General features: G+C 69.2%; 8 protein-coding genes and 2 CRISPR repeat arrays (1 of these 10 running past the window's edge). All 8 genes read right to left on the reverse strand.

Annotated features, from left to right (window positions below; all coding sequences use genetic code 11):
• Positions 1–130 precede the first annotated feature (130 nt).
• Positions 131–829: direct repeats of the CRISPR family, unit length 28 nt; unit sequence GGACGATCCCCGCGCGTGCGGGGCCGAC.
• Positions 830–847: 18 nt separating this feature from the next.
• The 8 genes from cas2e to cas3 all read right to left on the reverse strand — a co-directional run bounded on the left by cas2e (position 848) and on the right by cas3 (position 10398).
• Complete coding sequence (gene cas2e, locus ACIBST_RS48185) at positions 848–1126, reverse strand: type I-E CRISPR-associated endoribonuclease Cas2e (RefSeq protein WP_352353126.1); 279 nt, start codon at positions 1124–1126, stop codon at positions 848–850.
• On the reverse strand, positions 1123–2187 hold the full coding sequence (gene cas1e / locus ACIBST_RS48190; protein ID WP_397180174.1) for a type I-E CRISPR-associated endonuclease Cas1e: 1065 nt from the start codon (positions 2185–2187) through the stop codon (positions 1123–1125). The genes cas2e and cas1e overlap by 4 nt, the downstream gene beginning before the upstream one ends.
• Positions 2187–2957 carry a type I-E CRISPR-associated protein Cas6/Cse3/CasE gene (cas6e, locus tag ACIBST_RS48195; protein WP_352353128.1) on the reverse strand — a complete coding sequence of 257 codons (771 nt, stop codon included), beginning with the start codon at positions 2955–2957 and terminating at the stop codon, positions 2187–2189. Before cas6e ends, cas1e begins: the two co-directional genes overlap by 1 nt.
• Before the next feature lie 8 nt (positions 2958–2965).
• Positions 2966–3757 carry a type I-E CRISPR-associated protein Cas5/CasD gene (cas5e, locus tag ACIBST_RS48200; RefSeq protein ID WP_397180175.1) on the reverse strand — a complete coding sequence of 264 codons (792 nt, stop codon included), beginning with the start codon at positions 3755–3757 and terminating at the stop codon, positions 2966–2968.
• Complete coding sequence (gene cas7e / locus ACIBST_RS48205; protein ID WP_397180176.1) at positions 3754–4902, reverse strand: type I-E CRISPR-associated protein Cas7/Cse4/CasC; 1149 nt, start codon at positions 4900–4902, stop codon at positions 3754–3756. The genes cas5e and cas7e overlap by 4 nt, the downstream gene beginning before the upstream one ends.
• A 41-nt stretch (positions 4903–4943) precedes the next feature.
• Positions 4944–5567 carry a type I-E CRISPR-associated protein Cse2/CasB gene (casB, locus tag ACIBST_RS48210; protein WP_397180177.1) on the reverse strand — a complete coding sequence of 208 codons (624 nt, stop codon included), beginning with the start codon at positions 5565–5567 and terminating at the stop codon, positions 4944–4946.
• A gap of 32 nt (positions 5568–5599) precedes the next feature.
• Positions 5600–7258, reverse strand: a complete 1659-nt coding sequence (gene casA, locus ACIBST_RS48215) for a type I-E CRISPR-associated protein Cse1/CasA (protein ID WP_397180178.1) — start codon at positions 7256–7258, stop codon at positions 5600–5602.
• A 239-nt stretch (positions 7259–7497) separates the two neighbouring features.
• Positions 7498–10398, reverse strand: coding sequence for a CRISPR-associated helicase Cas3' (gene cas3, locus ACIBST_RS48220; RefSeq protein ID WP_397180212.1), 2901 nt, complete (start codon positions 10396–10398; stop codon positions 7498–7500).
• A 193-nt stretch (positions 10399–10591) separates the two neighbouring features.
• A CRISPR array of direct repeats spans positions 10592–16181; the repeat unit is 28 nt; unit sequence GTCGGCCCCGCGGACGCGGGGATGTTCC (it continues 1389 nt past the right edge of the window).

Raw genomic sequence — 16181 nt, forward strand, 5'->3', positions numbered from 1 at the left:
GCCCAGTCCTCCACCTTGATCACCCTCCAGAGTGAACTGCAAGGGGGTCAGATTTCGGCTGTCGCCTGGGGGTCAGTATTCACGCGTCGTCGACAACCTTCTCGACCACGGCCGTAGTGGACCGGACCGTGGACGATCCCCGCGCGTGCGGGGCCGACGCATCCGTCCACTTGAAGATGCCCGAATCCCCGGGACGATCCCCGCGCGTGCGGGGCCGACGTCTGCGGCCTGCCGGACCCGCTGCACGGCCGCGGACGATCCCCGCGCGTGCGGGGCCGACTGGCAGCCTGACGAAGTCATCATCATTGGCGACGGACGATCCCCGCGCGTGCGGGGCCGACATGCCGCTTCGTGAGGAGCTGGAACGTGTGCTGGGACGATCCCCGCGCGTGCGGGGCCGACGCGTCTGGCCGTACCGACACGCCACGTCACACCGGACGATCCCCGCGCGTGCGGGGCCGACCGGGGCATCGACCGGGGGGAGGGGCGCTCATGAGGACGATCCCCGCGCGTGCGGGGCCGACATTTCCCAGGGTTGCGGGCCGTTCGGGTGGCGGGGACGATCCCCGCGCGTGCGGGGCCGACAGATACTCGCTGGCAGATACCCCTACTGGCTGAGGACGATCCCCGCGCGTGCGGGGCCGACGCTCTCCGGGACCAGCGGAGGGCCGCTTTCGCGGGACGATCCCCGCGCGTGCGGGGCCGACGTGCCCACGGCCGACATGTGGCACAAGCGGGTGGGACGATCCCCGCGCGTGCGGGGCCGACGGGACCTGGCCTGTGCCGCCGCACGGCCGGCAGGGACGATCCCCGCGCGTGCGGGGCCGACACTTGCTGAACTGCGGTTTTATCGCCGATTACGGGCCGAGAGAATCAGTCCGTCGAAGTCGACCGGGTACCAGCGATCCTTGCCGGCAGTACGTATCGCCCAGCCCTGTTCATTCGCAGCCGGTTCGACGAGTACGGCCTGTCCGTCGCCGATGCGGTTGGCGAGGAGTGTCCAGATGCGGTCGCGGATGCGTCTGCTGGGGTTGCCGACGAACACCCCGGCGTTGACCTCGACCATCCAGCGAGTGAGGTGACCGCGGAGGCCTTCCGGAGCCGCGACGAGAACGATGACGGTCATGTGTCGGCCGCTCCGTTACGACGTCGAGGACGGTCGTGGGCTTCGTCGTCGAACTCTGGGCCGATGACGGCGATATGTTCGTAGCCCATGGTGGCCTGCGCGAACTCGACGAAGAGAGGATCCTCCGGGAACTCCTCGGTCCCGGCCCAGTTGACGCCTCCAGCTACGGCGCCCACCTTCTCGTCCCAGAGTTCGTTGACCTCGATCTCTGGAATTTCGGAGCCATCTGGAGAAAGTAGGGCCTTGATGTCGCGGACAATGCGGCCGAGCAGCTTGGTTTCCGCGATTCGGTCCCGGAGGCCGAGGCGAGCGTCACGCTCTTCGGTCAACCCCCTGGCGGCGAGGTCGAACGCGAGAGGGATGGTGTACTCGGCCTTGTAGAGGTCCGCGATGTCCATCACGAAGGAAGTGGCCGCGCCGGTGTGGACGAAGCCTAGACCAGGGCTGGCGCCGAGACCGACGATGACGGCGTGGCAGATGCCGTACAGGGCTGTGTTCGCGGCCGAAAGCAGGCGGTTGAGATCGTCACCGGTCGCGAAGGGATCCCCAGGGCGGTAGTCGCGGCCGTTCCAGGCAACGCCGGTGCGGCGGGAGTGGTGCTGATACTGCTTGCGGACGCGGGCGCCCTCCCGACCGCGCAGTTGCTGCATCGTCATCGCGGAGACGTCTTCGCCGGGAAAACGCATGCCGTACATGGCGCGGGCGACGGCGAGACGTTCCTTGGGACGGGTGACGAGCCAGGCCTGACGGTAGAGAAGGCCAGCGCCGCGGCTGGGACCCAGTCCAGATGCATACAGGCGGACGCCTTGCTCGCCGACCCAGCACACCGCCGTGCCGGAGTCCCCCAGAAGCTGGACCGCCCCGTGGGTGATGCGGGTGCCGGGCCCGATGAGCATGACGGCAACCATCGCGGCAGGGATGCGGACGGTGTCCCTCTTGTTGATGACGACGACGGCGTTCTCCTCCCGGTCGATGTGACTGCGTTCGATGTAGACGCTGGAGACGCGGTCGGCGATGCGATGCAAATCGTGAGGGTGTGCCTTCCACCAGATGTCAGCCATCACCTCTCCTGCCGGAGACCGGGGAGAGGCGCGAGGGTGAGCAGGCCACAGCCGTAGGACTTGGCCGGCCCGATCCCGTGCAGAAGCCGGTCCGTGAACGCGGCGGTGTCCGTGATGCGCAGCCGCCCCTCGAAAGTGGCGGTGTGCAGGACGACCGGGTTGCCGCCGTTGTTCTTCTTTCGGAAGGAGCGACGTGCGCGAGCGGTGATGCGTACTTCGCGTGGCGTCGCCGGCTCTCCCTCTCCAGGCTCCAGGCCAAGTCCCGGCGGGTCGGTGCGCGAAGGGGGAACCTCGAAACCCCACCGTTCGGTACGGGAGAGGAACCAGCCGAGCTGCTGGTCCGCCGTGCGATGACCGATCCGGAAGGAACGCCGTTTGGCCTCCACAGCTCGTTCGAGCTGGGTCTCCGTGGGTTTGACGGGGTTGGAGGTGTTCTGCACCGGGTTCGCGGTGAGCCGGAAGGCGAATTCGCGGCCGACTGCGATCTGGGCGAGAAGTGGCGTGTAGTCACGGATGGCGGCGTGCGTGCCGTCGGCGTCGGGCCAGCCGGCCTGCTCGACGAGATGGCTCCAGTCGGGTCGGGTGCCGGTCAGGACGAACAGCATCGGCCGACGGGGATCGTCGGCATCCAGCCGCCACAGAATGCGCTGCTCGGTCGGCGCATCAGGGATGCCGTACATGACAGCGCCGTGCATGGCGTGCGGGCTGGCCAGCAGCAACCGGCTCTTCTCGCGGAGCGGGTTGATCCTGATACGGGACAGGTAGGTCATGTCTCAGGTCACCAACCCAGGAGAGCGAACGGGTCGTGGTTTCGGGGGTCGTCCCCAGCACGGTCGGCCTTGGCGAATCCGGTCGGGACGGTGATCCACTGGTGCCGGACGCGGCGGCTGCTGAAGCGGCGCTCGCGTGGGGCGAAGGAGTACGGGACGTCGGTGAGCGAATCTTCTCCGGCAGGATCGTCCCAGGTGGCGGCCAGATCGATGGTGGAAGGTCGTCCCCGGTCGCGGGCGTAGATCTGTCGGGCGGTGTCCGTGGCCTGCCAGGGGACCGTGTTCAGTACGTCCAGCATGGGGTCCGGCCGTACATCGAGAAAGAGCGGTTGGGCGGGGACGCAGGAACGGCGCCCCAGCGCGAGAGGGAAGGCCGGACGTTGGACGGCCTCGGCCAACGTCTCCACAAGACCGGCAGGGCCGTGCACCACCGCGAGGAACACCGCGTCCTGCAAGTAGAAGCGCTGAGTGACGTGCGTGTGCTTGGCCGGCGACGTGGGCTTTTGCACGCCCTTCGCCGACACCCCTGCCTGTGGAAGGGGGCGTCCTCTGTAGTCGCTGACGGTGTGGTAGTCGCGCAGCAGGCTGCCCGGTTGGTCGACGCGCACGGCCAGTTGGAGGCCGAGCAGGTCGTCCAGGCGATCTTCTCGCGCCCGACCGGCAGCGGCTGCGAGTAGCCCCAGGATTCCGCTCTTGGTGGGTTCGGGGCGGGTCTCACGCCGGTTGAACGTACTGCGGTCGCCCCAGGACTGCAGCGGGCCCGCCAGGCGCAGGACCAGCGTGGCTTGAGTGGCGGTCATCGGGCCTGCTGAATGCGCTCGGCCAGCTTGGCGCGAAGGTCCGCGACCAGTGTGGGGAAGGAAGTGTTGGCGCCGAAGATCGTGGTGAGCCGCTCCCCGGTGTGCTGGTCGGGGTCGAACGTATGGCAGACGGCGACGTGAGCTGGAGTGTCGCCCCACTGCCGGATGGCGCGGTCGTGTTCCACTGCCAGGCGGACGGCCGAGTCCGCGGCCAGGCCCTCGCCGTCCTCCTCGGGCAGGAGCGGCTTTTCGAAGGCGGAGACGAGGTTGACCGGCTGGTCCTCGCGCACCACCACGGCGACAAGGCTGGGCAGAGTGCGGTGGGCGAAGGAGTTCTGGTGCCCGGAGGGGATGGAGCGGGCGAAGTGCTCGACGAAGGAGTGGACCGTGGTCAGGGCCGCCTCGTCGTCGCCGAGATTCTCGATCAGCTTGGGGACGTTGACCGTGGCGTACCGGTACAGGGTGGCGGAGTTGAAGCCGATCTGCCCGATCATGCCGGCGCCGGTCTCTTCTCTGAGATTCTCGTCGTCCACGGCGGTGTAGTAGTCGAATTCCAGATCCACGGCGTGGGTGGACAGGGCATGCGCGACCTGGACGGCGGCGTCGACGTTGAGGGCGGGGATGTCGGCGACCATCCGTCCGAACAGCGCGACGTCCATCGGGTGGCCCTGCTGGAGCTTCGCGGCGACCGGGAGGTCCTTCACCGACTTGGCCAGTTCCTCGTCCTCCAGGGCGATCAGGTCGGTGGCTTGGTCGGCGACCAGGTCGATGATGTCCTCCAGCTGCCGGTAGCCGAAGAACAGCAGGTAGGCGGTGTCACCGGCCTTCTTGCCGGGCTTGATGCCCAACGGCTGCAGCAGGGCGGTGGCCAGGCGAGTGGCCTGTTCGATCTCCAGGCCGGTACGTTTCGCCAGCCGGGTGGCGAGTTCGGCCGCTATCCGCTTGGTCCGCGTCGCATGATCCTGTTCGTCAGTGTGCTCGGCGAAGCTGGTGCGGGTGGCGCGCTTCCACGCCTGTGACGAGACCCGGGCCCTGCGATGCCCGCCGTAGTAGGCCTCCTTCGGGTTACCTTGATCGTCTCGGTTCAGGTTCGCGGGCGGGACGGTCTGGATGATGTGCACATCGACGTAGAGACGCTTGTCCATGGAGGGCTCCGGATCGAATCAGGGGATGAATCGGGTGTTGGTTACTGCGGGCTGGATGCGGGGGCGGTTGTCGGATCCGCAGGCGTCTTCGCGGGCGGCTGCCAGCCGTGGTAATCGAGCCCGATCCGACGGCGGGCGAGTTGCCGGGTGTCGGGCCGCTGCCAGGCGCGGATGTCACGAAGCAGCCAGTCGTAGTCGAGCGGCACACCGACGGTACGTAGCTGAGAGATCAGGCCACGCAAGTGGGTGAGAAAGGCCGACACCTGGGTGGCCGAGGCGGCGGCGTTGACCCGCCGATCCACTGCCTCCCGGACGAACCCCTTGTCCTGCTCCGACTGCTTGTGGAGCCGCCGAAGAGCCTGCCCCAGCCGCACGTCGGGACGATGCATGGGGTCGGAGCGGGACTGCTGGTGCAGGCCGAACAGGGCGAGCGCGGCGTGTTCGGCGGCCAGCTCGTGTGACACCCTGCCCTGCTTGGCAAGCCGGTCGTCGATGGGCGTGGTGTAGTACGGCCAGAGGGCCGGCACCGTACCGGCTGGACGGCCCAGCCCCGCACGAAAGGCGGCCAGGTCCTCCCCTGGTGGCGGGCCCTGTTTGCGCCAGGTGCCATCAGCGGCCACGTAGCGGGTCCAGTATCGGACGATGTGATCGTTGGGAGAGGTCATGTTGTCCTCGTCTTCAGACTGGCTGGGGCCCGTCAGGCGGATAGTTCTCCGGGCTCGTCGTCCGGCCGATCGCGTACGGACTGGGCCCATCGGGGGAGGGCGGCACGTAGCTGCTGGCGGAAGTTCTGTTCGGCGGAGGCGAGCCGGTAGACGTACTCCGTCTTGTCCTTCTTCAGCGCACGCCCGGCGAACTCGCTGCCGGTGGCCGTGGCGAGCAGCCTCTCCGCCACGTCCTGGGTCTTCCAGTACGCGAGTTGCTCCCAGGCGGTGTGCCCCCGCTCCAACTGGTCCGGGTCATCGGCACTGGCCCGAACCCCGACCAGGAAGCGTCGCACCAGGGGGTCCAACGCGTGCAGCACGAACTCGCCGGGACGCTGCCCCTTGTTCCAGGGGATCGGGTCGGCTCCCCGCGCGCGTCGCAGGTCGGCCGACAGGCCGTTGACCGCCTTGGCCAGGTCTTCTGCCTGCTCGGTCACCTCGACCAGCGTGGTGTAGGTGTCGGTCTCGGTTCGTAGCCCGGCGATCGGCAGCGGGATCGAATCGAACAGCACATCCTCCACGACGGCGGACTGGGTGCCGTAGACCATGCCGATCGTCTGCACCTGAAGCGGGTAGTCGAAGGGAAGAGCGCCCTCGGCCTGGAGATCGGCGAGCTGGCTCAGCAGCCGCGAAGTCTCGGTTCCGTCGTCACCGTCCTGCCGTTCCGCGACCAGCAGCGCTTCCATGCCACGCCAGGCGGCCTTGCCGGGGAGGTGGCGACGCGGCCGACGCTGCGTGCCTGTGGGACTCTTCGGATCTTTAACGAAGGACCACGCGGTGTGCGGCTCCCATTCCGGGAGAGCCTGCAGCCTGTCACCTGCGCACAGCACCACTCGACAGACTCGAAGGCCGTGCTCGGTGTCTTCGGGGATCAAGCGAATCCGGCGTGCCTGCCAGGTCCACAGGTCGAGTAGTCCGGTGGCGTGCCGAGTCGTCCATTGTCCTGACGTCGGGGCACGCCGCCACTGCGGCAGATCGTCGGCCGCCTGCGTACCGATCGGGATGTTGAGCATCAGCGTCTCGAACAAGGTGCGGCCCATCGGGACGACCACTCCGAGCGCACCCAACGGGCCAGTGACGTTGCCCGTGGTCTTGCCCGCCTTCGCCATGCCGTCGTCAGCCGCACCGGACTTGATGCCGGCGGTGTCCCAGCACTGCGCGTGCAGCAACCACCGGGCTGCTTCGGCAGGCGTCAAGGGCAGTGGGTCTCCCTCGGTGCGGGACGAGAAGAGCGGCACGTTGTTCCCGGACGCCTGGGTGGCGACCAGCAGGGCCGTCCCCTTCGTCTCCTGCTTGGCTGTGTGCAGCCCGGCGGCCTGGGCGAATGGGGCCTCTTGATCGAACAGGTCGAAGCGGGATCGATGCTCGTCCAGGTAGGCGCCGATCGCCTTTTGCTCGATATCGGTGAAACGTCCGTTTGCGAAACGGCGTGCCCATTCCTTGCGGTCAGAAGGGCGTCCCAAAGCATCCACGACAACGGGCAGAAGTACCTGACGCATGAGTGCGGGATTTTGCGTAGGAACGTCCACTTCCAGTGCATCGAGAAGATGAGCTTGGAGCAGCGTCTCACGCAATGAGTAAGGCTTTTGAGCAGCCTCGCCGCATGGCCGTGGAAGCAACCATGGTGAATCAATCAAGTCATAACCGGACATTCCTAGCTCCTCTAATTGGTCGTGTTTAGAGGGTGCGGATTGGAGCGTGCCACATCTGACGTCATTCCGTCTGGCGAATCCGTAGAGTGGAGTCGCTTGGCCCTTCGACCTTCATGGCGTGGGGATGGCCCGTGGTCGTGTTTCGGGCACATATCGGCCCCGCCATGCGGGGATCAAGCCTCCACCAGCCGGGCGGCCTTCATTGCGCCCTGTCTCAAGGCGTCCGGCGCGCCCATGGGTCACGCATGTTTTCGGGTGGGGCGTCGAGGGCCACCGTCCACGAGTAGTCCCAATTCGTCGTCATACTGCACCTCGTACTCCCCGAGGGTGGTGGGAGTCTCTGCTGCCAGGATCAGCGCCTTGCTGTGTTTCAGCCAGGGGTGGCTTCGCCAGCCGTCCAGCGGTGCGAGGTCCCGCTCGGCCGGCTCGGTCAGCTTGGAGGGGAGCCGGACCGTGGCGCCGAGTACCTCTTCCACGACGTCGTCTGAAACGACCTCGCCGTTGATCCCTAGCCATCTGCCGGCCATGGTGTGATACCCCCGCTGGTCCTGGCGCACGAGGATCACCTCGGCGCTGCGCTCGCCGTCCCGTACCACCGCTTCAAGCTTGTGCTCGGCCAGGCTGCCGGGAGCTGCGCCATGGTGCAGACCGTCCAGCGTGGCCTTCGTGTGCTCACCGGCCTGGGTGAGCAAGAAGTGCTCTGCGCTTCGGGCCCTGTTCTCTTGCTCGGACACCCACTCTTCGCGGGCCTGCTGCTCGTCCTTGTTCCAGGCGGGCGGGACCACGTCAGGAGCCTCGCCATACACCCGCTCAACCAGCTGCGGCACCTGGCTCGGCACCGACCATTCACCACCGTCGGCTGCGCAGACCAAGGCGGCCGTACGCAGCAGCAGGTAGCGACGGTAGATGGCTTCACTCGCATTGAGAATCCACGGCGCGTCCTCGCCTCTCGGCGCGAACCCTGTCACGATCACTTCTGGCTGACGTACGCGCGACGGGCGGGGCACTCCGTCATGACGATGGATCCGACCGAGCCGTTGCAACAGCAGGTCGATTGTCGTCAGGTCGGTGACCAGCACGTCTGCGTCCACGTCGAAGGATTGCTCCGCCAGTTGCGTCGCGACCAGGATCAGGCGATCAGGCCGCCTCGGTCCGTCCTTGCCCGGCGGGCCCAGAAGTTGCAGGCACTGCTCTGTGCCCTCCGCCCGGTCGCGCGCGGTCATGCGCCCATGCAGCAAGCGCACCTCATGGTCGCCGAACCGGTCGCGCAACGCCTTGTAGAGACGTTGCGCCCGCGGAACGGTGTTCCGGATGACTAGAGCGCATCCGCCCTGCGCGAGTCGGTCCTGCAACAGATCGGCGATCGCAGCCTCGGCCTGCCCGCTCGCCTCTTCCTGCTTCGTACTGGGCATCTCTGGGTGGACCGTCACCTTCACATGCAGATCCGGTCGCCACTGCTTCGTGTCGGCTACGTCGTAGACCGCCTGCCCATCGACAAGGCAGGCAGCGGTGACACTGGGATACCCCTGTGGCGTCGGCAACTTCTCGATGTCGAACGTCTCCGCCGATGCCGCCCCGGCGAGATAAGCCGCGACCAAGGAGCGGCGTTGGGCAGGTGGCAGCGTCGCCGACAGCAGCACCGCCGGTACCCCTGCCTGCCCCAACCAGCGCAGGCCCTCCAGCAGGAACTGCGACATGTACACATCGGCCGCGTGCACCTCGTCCAGGACCACGACCTTGCCCATCAGCCCGGCGGCACGCAGCATCACGTGTTTGGTCCGTGTCGCCGCGAACAGCAGCTGGTCGATGGTGCCCACCACGAACGGGCTGAGCAGTCCGCGCTTACGGCCCAAGAACCACTCCGCCGGCGCCTGCCGCTCCGCCATCCGCTCGCCGCCGAAGGGCGAGTCGGCCAGGCCGTACAGGTCGTCTTCCTCAATCCCGTCGAAGTAGCTGTCCGGGTCGGAGTCCGAACCGTCCAGCAGGCTCTGCCATTCCTTGTTGAACATCCGCTTGCCGTGCAACAGCGCCACCTGACCGGCCAGCTCCGGGTCGATTTTGTTCAACCAGGCGCGGACCTGGCTGAACATCGGATCGCTGGTCGCCTGCGTCGGCATCCCCATGAACACACCGTCGGCGCCGAACCGCGCGGCCAGCACCTCGGCCGCGCCCAGCGCCGCCTTGGTCTTGCCCTCGCCCATCGGCGCTTCGACAACGAGCAAGCCGGGCCTCGGCATCCGTCGCGCTACGTCCAGGACGAGCTCTTGCGACCGGCGAGGCGATTGGCCGAATCGGTGGGCGAACGCTTCGGGGGCAGGCAGCGCCAGTTTTCCCCAGCCACCCCGTAGTCCAAGGCGTTCCCACGCCTTCGCCGCGCGGTCTCTGGCCCCATGCATCGTCACGTCGGCCAGATCGTCAACGCCAGGGAAGTGCCTCTCGTCGCTGGCGATCCAGTCAGCCATCACCACGAGGCCGCTGAGCTGCAACTGCACCGCTCGGCTGGGGGCCCGCTGCGGCTGCACGTCGGCCAGATCGGCGAACCCGACCAACCGCGTGAAGACGTCCACCACCGCCGACTGCACCTGCGTCCAGGCCGGCCCCTTGCCTTGAGGTTCACCTCGCGCGGTCCGCAGTCCCTCCAGCGTGCCCACCGAAGGCACCGTGCCGTGATGACCGGCAACCAGTGGCCACAGCCAATCGATCTGCTCAGACGCCCAGCCTGCTTCCCGCAACAGACGTCGCACGAGGGTGCCCCCAGCTTTGTCGTGCCGCCATCGAGCCCGCTGCACCCTCGCCTCGTCCCAGCGCAGCCCGGCCTGCCGGACGGCTGCCGCTCCCTCAGCGTCCACTCGCTGGAACGCCGGCGTCGCCTTGCCGCAGTCATGCACACCGCATATCCAGGCGAAAAACAGCTTTCCTCGCTCGCCCGAAAGCTCGTTCAAGACATGCTTCGTTGATGGCGCCAGATAGCCATCCCAAATCCGCTCCGCCACCGCCGCCGTGTCCAAGAGGTGCGAGAGTAGAAGATTCGTCCTACCACCTGCCTTAAGGCGCGATTTCCCCCAAAGCGCCCCAAGTTGCCCAATCAGGGTCTGGTTGTATCCAAGCGCGTGATACCACGTCATCGCACCTCCTTCCATCAAGCCCGCAGCCTAGACAGCGCCACCGACAAAACAGAGTGGGCGGACACATCCGCGATATCGTTCGGCTACACCCCAGCGTTAGCAGGTAGCGACTGTCGAGGAGGGGCACAGACTGGTGACTGAGCAGGCTGCTGTTACACACCCGAAGGAAATCGGCCGGCCCGCCCGGTAACGCCCCAGGTCAGCAAGTGTCGGCCCCGCGGACGCGGGGATGTTCCTGCGTCTGGACTACAAACTGTGGAATGGGACGGGTCGGCCCCGCGGACGCGGGGATGTTCCGATCATCGACTGGGCCAGGGAGAGCGGGAGGCTGTCGGCCCCGCGGACGCGGGGATGTTCCCCTGCCCGTCAGCACCGCGCAGGGCACCCAGCTGTCGGCCCCGCGGACGCGGGGATGTTCCGAGAGGACGACGGCTCCGGGCAGCGGCCGACCAGTCGGCCCCGCGGACGCGGGGATGTTCCACCGGCGGCTGCTCCCCGGGGTGCCCGTCGTGATGTCGGCCCCGCGGACGCGGGGATGTTCCGAGGCACGGTCTGGTGGTCGGTCGCTGGGAGGGGTCGGCCCCGCGGACGCGGGGATGTTCCCGCCGTGGTCGTGATGTTCTTGCCGGTCTTGCCGTCGGCCCCGCGGACGCGGGGATGTTCCCTCATCCGGCGCATCGCCCGCGCCGCCCGCCTGGTCGGCCCCGCGGACGCGGGGATGTTCCCCACTGGGCCCCGAACCGCATCGCGGCGATGCCGTCGGCCCCGCGGACGCGGGGATGTTCCCACGTGGTCGGCGGTCGTGCCGAGCTTGGGGTAGTCGGCCCCGCGGACGCGGGGATGTTCCTCAGCAGTGGTGTGCGAGCACGGTAGTCACGAAGTCGGCCCCGCGGACGCGGGGATGTTCCACCACAGCTCGGTAGGCGTTCTGCGCCATCGACAGTCGGCCCCGCGGACGCGGGGATGTTCCCTCCGGCGTCCATGGCGGGCTTGAGGCCGTCGCGTCGGCCCCGCGGACGCGGGGATGTTCCGCCGATGACGGACCCGCCGACCGACACCCGGCCGTCGGCCCCGCGGACGCGGGGATGTTCCCCGCCACCCAACCCGCCCGCCACCCCCGGAAACGTCGGCCCCGCGGACGCGGGGATGTTCCCCGCATCAGCCGCGCCCTCGCCCTGATCGACGAGTCGGCCCCGCGGACGCGGGGATGTTCCTGGCGATACAGCTTCCGGGGCCGGTGTCGTAAGGTCGGCCCCGCGGACGCGGGGATGTTCCCAGGCCGGTGATGGCGTCGCCGTTGCCGGACCCGTCGGCCCCGCGGACGCGGGGATGTTCCACGGCGCGTTCGCCGAGGCCATGGACCGGTACGGGTCGGCCCCGCGGACGCGGGGATGTTCCCCGGCCTGGCTGGAACGTGACCGCCCCCGAGGGGTCGGCCCCGCGGACGCGGGGATGTTCCCGTCGCGTCAGGGCCGACGATCCTCTACGGCGAGTCGGCCCCGCGGACGCGGGGATGTTCCCGTCTCATGCGTCGCGCGGTAGAGCCGGGCATCGTCGGCCCCGCGGACGCGGGGATGTTCCCGACGCGGGCGGGCTGGGCATCTCCGGCGGGACGTCGGCCCCGCGGACGCGGGGATGTTCCGCTAGATGGCCTACAGGATTCCGAGAGAGACCAGTCGGCCCCGCGGACGCGGGGATGTTCCCCTGCCGTCCGGCGTCGCGCACCCCTACCGTTCGTCGGCCCCGCGGACGCGGGGATGTTCCCTGGACTTCCCGGGCCGGGCACGGGCCGCCGCAGTCGGCCCCGCAGACGCGGGGATGTTCCCGGCCAGACGTTCGCCATGCAGATGGCGCGCGCGTCGGCCCCGCGGACGCGGGGATGTTCCTCATTCACAGCACGACCGTAGGCAGGCATATCCGTCGGCCCCGCGGACGCGGGGATGTTCCCCCTTACACCCCGATCGAGCTGGTCAACTTCGAGTCGGCCCCGCGGACGCGGGGATGTTCCCCACTCCTCCCCAATCAAGGGGACCCAAGATCCGTCGGCCCCGCGGACGCGGGGATGTTCCGGCGACCTTGAACTCGCCCTCCGCCTCGATCGAGTCGGCCCCGCGGACGCGGGGATGTTCCCCTTCATGGAGATGTGCGCGGTGCTCAGCGACCGTCGGCCCCGCGGACGCGGGGATGTTCCCATCCTGCTTTGCTTCGCCGCCCTGGACCCGCAGTCGGCCCCGCGGACGCGGGGATGTTCCGGCCACCTGGGTTGCCTGGGCGATCTCCCAGGGGTCGGCCCCGCGGACGCGGGGATGTTCCGCCCGGTTCTCCACGGAGGACTGGGCCCAGGCCGTCGGCCCCGCGGACGCGGGGATGTTCCGCTGTCCAGCGCCTCGAACAATCCACCGCCGACGTCGGCCCCGCGGACGCGGGGATGTTCCCGCGAGCATTACGGTTGTGGTGCTCTTGCTGACGTCGGCCCCGCGGACGCGGGGATGTTCCCACGGAGGCTCCGCCCCGGTCAGTGTGCCCCTGGTCGGCCCCGCGGACGCGGGGATGTTCCTGCTCATGCTCGATCTCCAGTTACGTGGTGGTCGTCGGCCCCGCGGACGCGGGGATGTTCCGGAACTCGAAACGGCGACCCGGTCCGTCACGGGGTCGGCCCCGCGGACGCGGGGATGTTCCCGCGCTGACCGGTCTGATCGACAAGCTGATCGCGTCGGCCCCGCGGACGCGGGGATGTTCCGCTCCACACCAGCAGCAAGCGGCGGAACCAGCAGTCGGCCCCGCGGACGCGGGGATGTTCCCCAGCCACCCGAGTCGGTCTGGAACGTCACCGCGTCGGCCCCGCGGACGCGGGGATGTTCCGCTGGACATGGACGGGTCGTACATGTCGTCCCAGTCGGCCCCGCGGACGCGGGGATGTTCCCATCTTCGACCCGCTCATGGACCCGGCGATCACGTCGGCCCCGCGGACGCGGGGATGTTCCCCTTCCCTGGAGGAAACCATGCAGATGAACACCGTCGGCCCCGCGGACGCGGGGATGTTCCACGACTTCAGCTTGACCGGGGAGCGCTGGCATGGTCGGCCCCGCGGACGCGGGGACGTTCCGCCATACCTCGCCGCTCTGGCCAAGGCCGAGGCGTCGGCCCCGCGGACGCGGGGATGTTCCATGCTTGACGACCCGCGCAACTTCTACCGGAGCGTCGGCCCCGCGGACGCGGGGATGTTCCCCACCCGTCCTGCGTGATGGCCACGCCCGTCTCGTCGGCCCCGCGGACGCGGGGATGTTCCGGTCGTCTTCCGTTGGTCGACGTTCCGGCCTACGTCGGCCCCGCGGACGCGGGGATGTTCCCCTTCGCGCTCGTGTGAGTGGCTTCATCGCTGGGTCGGCCCCGCGGACGCGGGGATGTTCCCCCGAAGTGGAAGCCGGTCAGCGTCCTGGTCGAGTCGGCCCCGCGGACGCGGGGATGTTCCGGTGTTCCGCGGCGACGACGGCTACTACACGTGGTCGGCCCCGCGGACGCGGGGATGTTCCGCTGTCCGGCCCCGACCGGCTGCGGGACCTGTCGTCAGCCCCGCGGACGCGGGGATGTTCCTTGTTCCTCGCCCCTGAGGAAGCACAGTTCGCAGTCGGCCCCGCGGACGCGGGGATGTTCCGCGTCTCGTAGTCGTCCCCCGGAGGGGGGCTCTGTCGGCCCCGCGGACGCGGGGATGTTCCGCGGGCCTGCCAGATCACCATGCGGCTCAACGTGTCGGCCCCGCGGACGCGGGGATGTTCCCCCGCATGGCCAGGGGTGAGCTGGAGCCGGTGGGTCGGCCCCGCGGACGCGGGGATGTTCCTGGACACCCGACGCACGCGCTCTTGGGCACGTCGTCGGCCCCGCGGACGCGGGGATGTTCCGTCGGTACCCGCGTTGGCCGGAGCGCCCGTAGGGTCCGCCCCGCGGACGCGGGGATGTTCCGGCAGTGCGCAAGCTTCCTTACGGTCACAACTTGTCGGCCCCGCGGACGCGGGGATGTTCCTGGCCGCCAGGAGTCCGGCCAGCGCCACCACCAGTCGGCCCCGCGGACGCGGGGATGTTCCGCTCGCGGCGGCGGACCGGGCCGAGTTCTACCGGTCGGCCCCGCGGACGCGGGGATGTTCCGGGACGCGAGTCTCATGAACATCTTCCCACCGTGTCGGCCCCGCGGACGCGGGGATGTTCCTGCATTGTCCAGCTTCGATCACCCTGTGTAGAGGTCGGCCCCGCGGACGCGGGGATGTTCCCGTGGAGGTCGCCGAGGAACTCGACCCGGTCGCGTCGGCCCCGCGGACGCGGGGATGTTCCCTCGCCGAGAGGGGGCTACGGCCCGGCGGGCAAGTCGGCCCCGCGGACGCGGGGATGTTCCGCAGCGCCCGGCTGAACGTCTCAGCGTTCCACAGTCGGCCCCGCGGACGCGGGGATGTTCCGTCACCGGTCGCGGCGCCGGTCACGGTAGCGGTGTCGGCCCCGCGGACGCGGGGATGTTCCGCCGGATGGCCTCCGGTGCTGGGCGGGGCACTCGTCGGCCCCGCGGACGCGGGGATGTTCCCGTCTTCCAGCTCGGGTTCGCCGTCGAGGTGGCGTCGGCCCCGCGGACGCGGGGATGTTCCTACCTGCCGCGTGCCTTCGAGATTCGTGCCCCAGTTGGCCCCGCGGACGCGGGGATGTTCCGTCGGCCGGGTCGTAGTACTGCCGGTCGTAGGAGTCGGCCCCGCGGACGCGGGGATGTTCCTGGCAGTGACGGTGCCCGCAGACGCTACCGACAGTCGGCCCCGCGGACACGGGGATGTTCCGCATGACGAAGGCGGCCGATGAACCGCCGCGCAGTCGGCCCCGCGGACGCGGGGATGTTCCCTCTTCTCATGGTGAGCCCTGCGGGCTCGACGTGTCGGCCCCGCGGACGCGGGGATGTTCCCCATGTCGGCGGTGTCCGGGTACAGCTCGTACAGTCGGCCCCGCGGACGCGGGGATGTTCCGCCCTGGTAGGAGCAAGGCGAATATCGAGCTCAGTCGGCCCCGCGGACGCGGGGATGTTCCCCTTTCGGGTTGCGGCCCCACCGGGATCTTTTCGTCGGCCCCGCGGACGCGGGGATGTTCCGGCTGCCCGGACGCGGCGTAGGTGTAGATGCCGGTCGGCCCCGCGGACGCGGGGATGTTCCGGCGGTGCCAGTGACGACTACGCCGCCGGCCGTGTCGGCCCCGCGGACGCGGGGATGTTCCCTGGGTGGCGGTGAGCTCCATCCTGTCGTCGCCGTCGGCCCCGCGGACGCGGGGATGTTCCGCCCTGGTAGGAGCAAGGCGAATATCGAGCTCAGTCGGCCCCGCGGACGCGGGGATGTTCCCGCGACGATCCGCGAGCTCGTGACCGCGCTCGCGTCGGCCCCGCGGACGCGGGGATGTTCCCTGAGTGACGCGCTCGGCGCGACCGCTCTCAGTGTCGGCCCCGCGGACGCGGGGATGTTCCGGTTGGCCAGCTCGTGTGTTCGGGAACACGAGCGTCGGCCCCGCGGACGCGGGGATGTTCCTCCGTGCTGGTCCTGATCCGCGGGCTTGCGACCGTCGGCCCCGCGGACGCGGGGATGTTCCGCCCGGGGTGCCACGGGTCATGACCGACCACATGTCGGCCCCGCGGACGCGGGGATGTTCCGGGTTCTGGGCGCTGCGCCTGGACTCGGCCCCGCGGACGGGGGGATGTTCCCGAGGCCGGGGCCGATGTGCCTCGGTATGACGTGTCGGCCCCGCGGACGCGGGGATGTTCCCCTCTCGGCGAGCCACAC

The organism is Nonomuraea sp. NPDC049684 (genome assembly GCF_044465345.1).
Lineage (GTDB): Bacteria > Actinomycetota > Actinomycetes > Streptosporangiales > Streptosporangiaceae > Nonomuraea.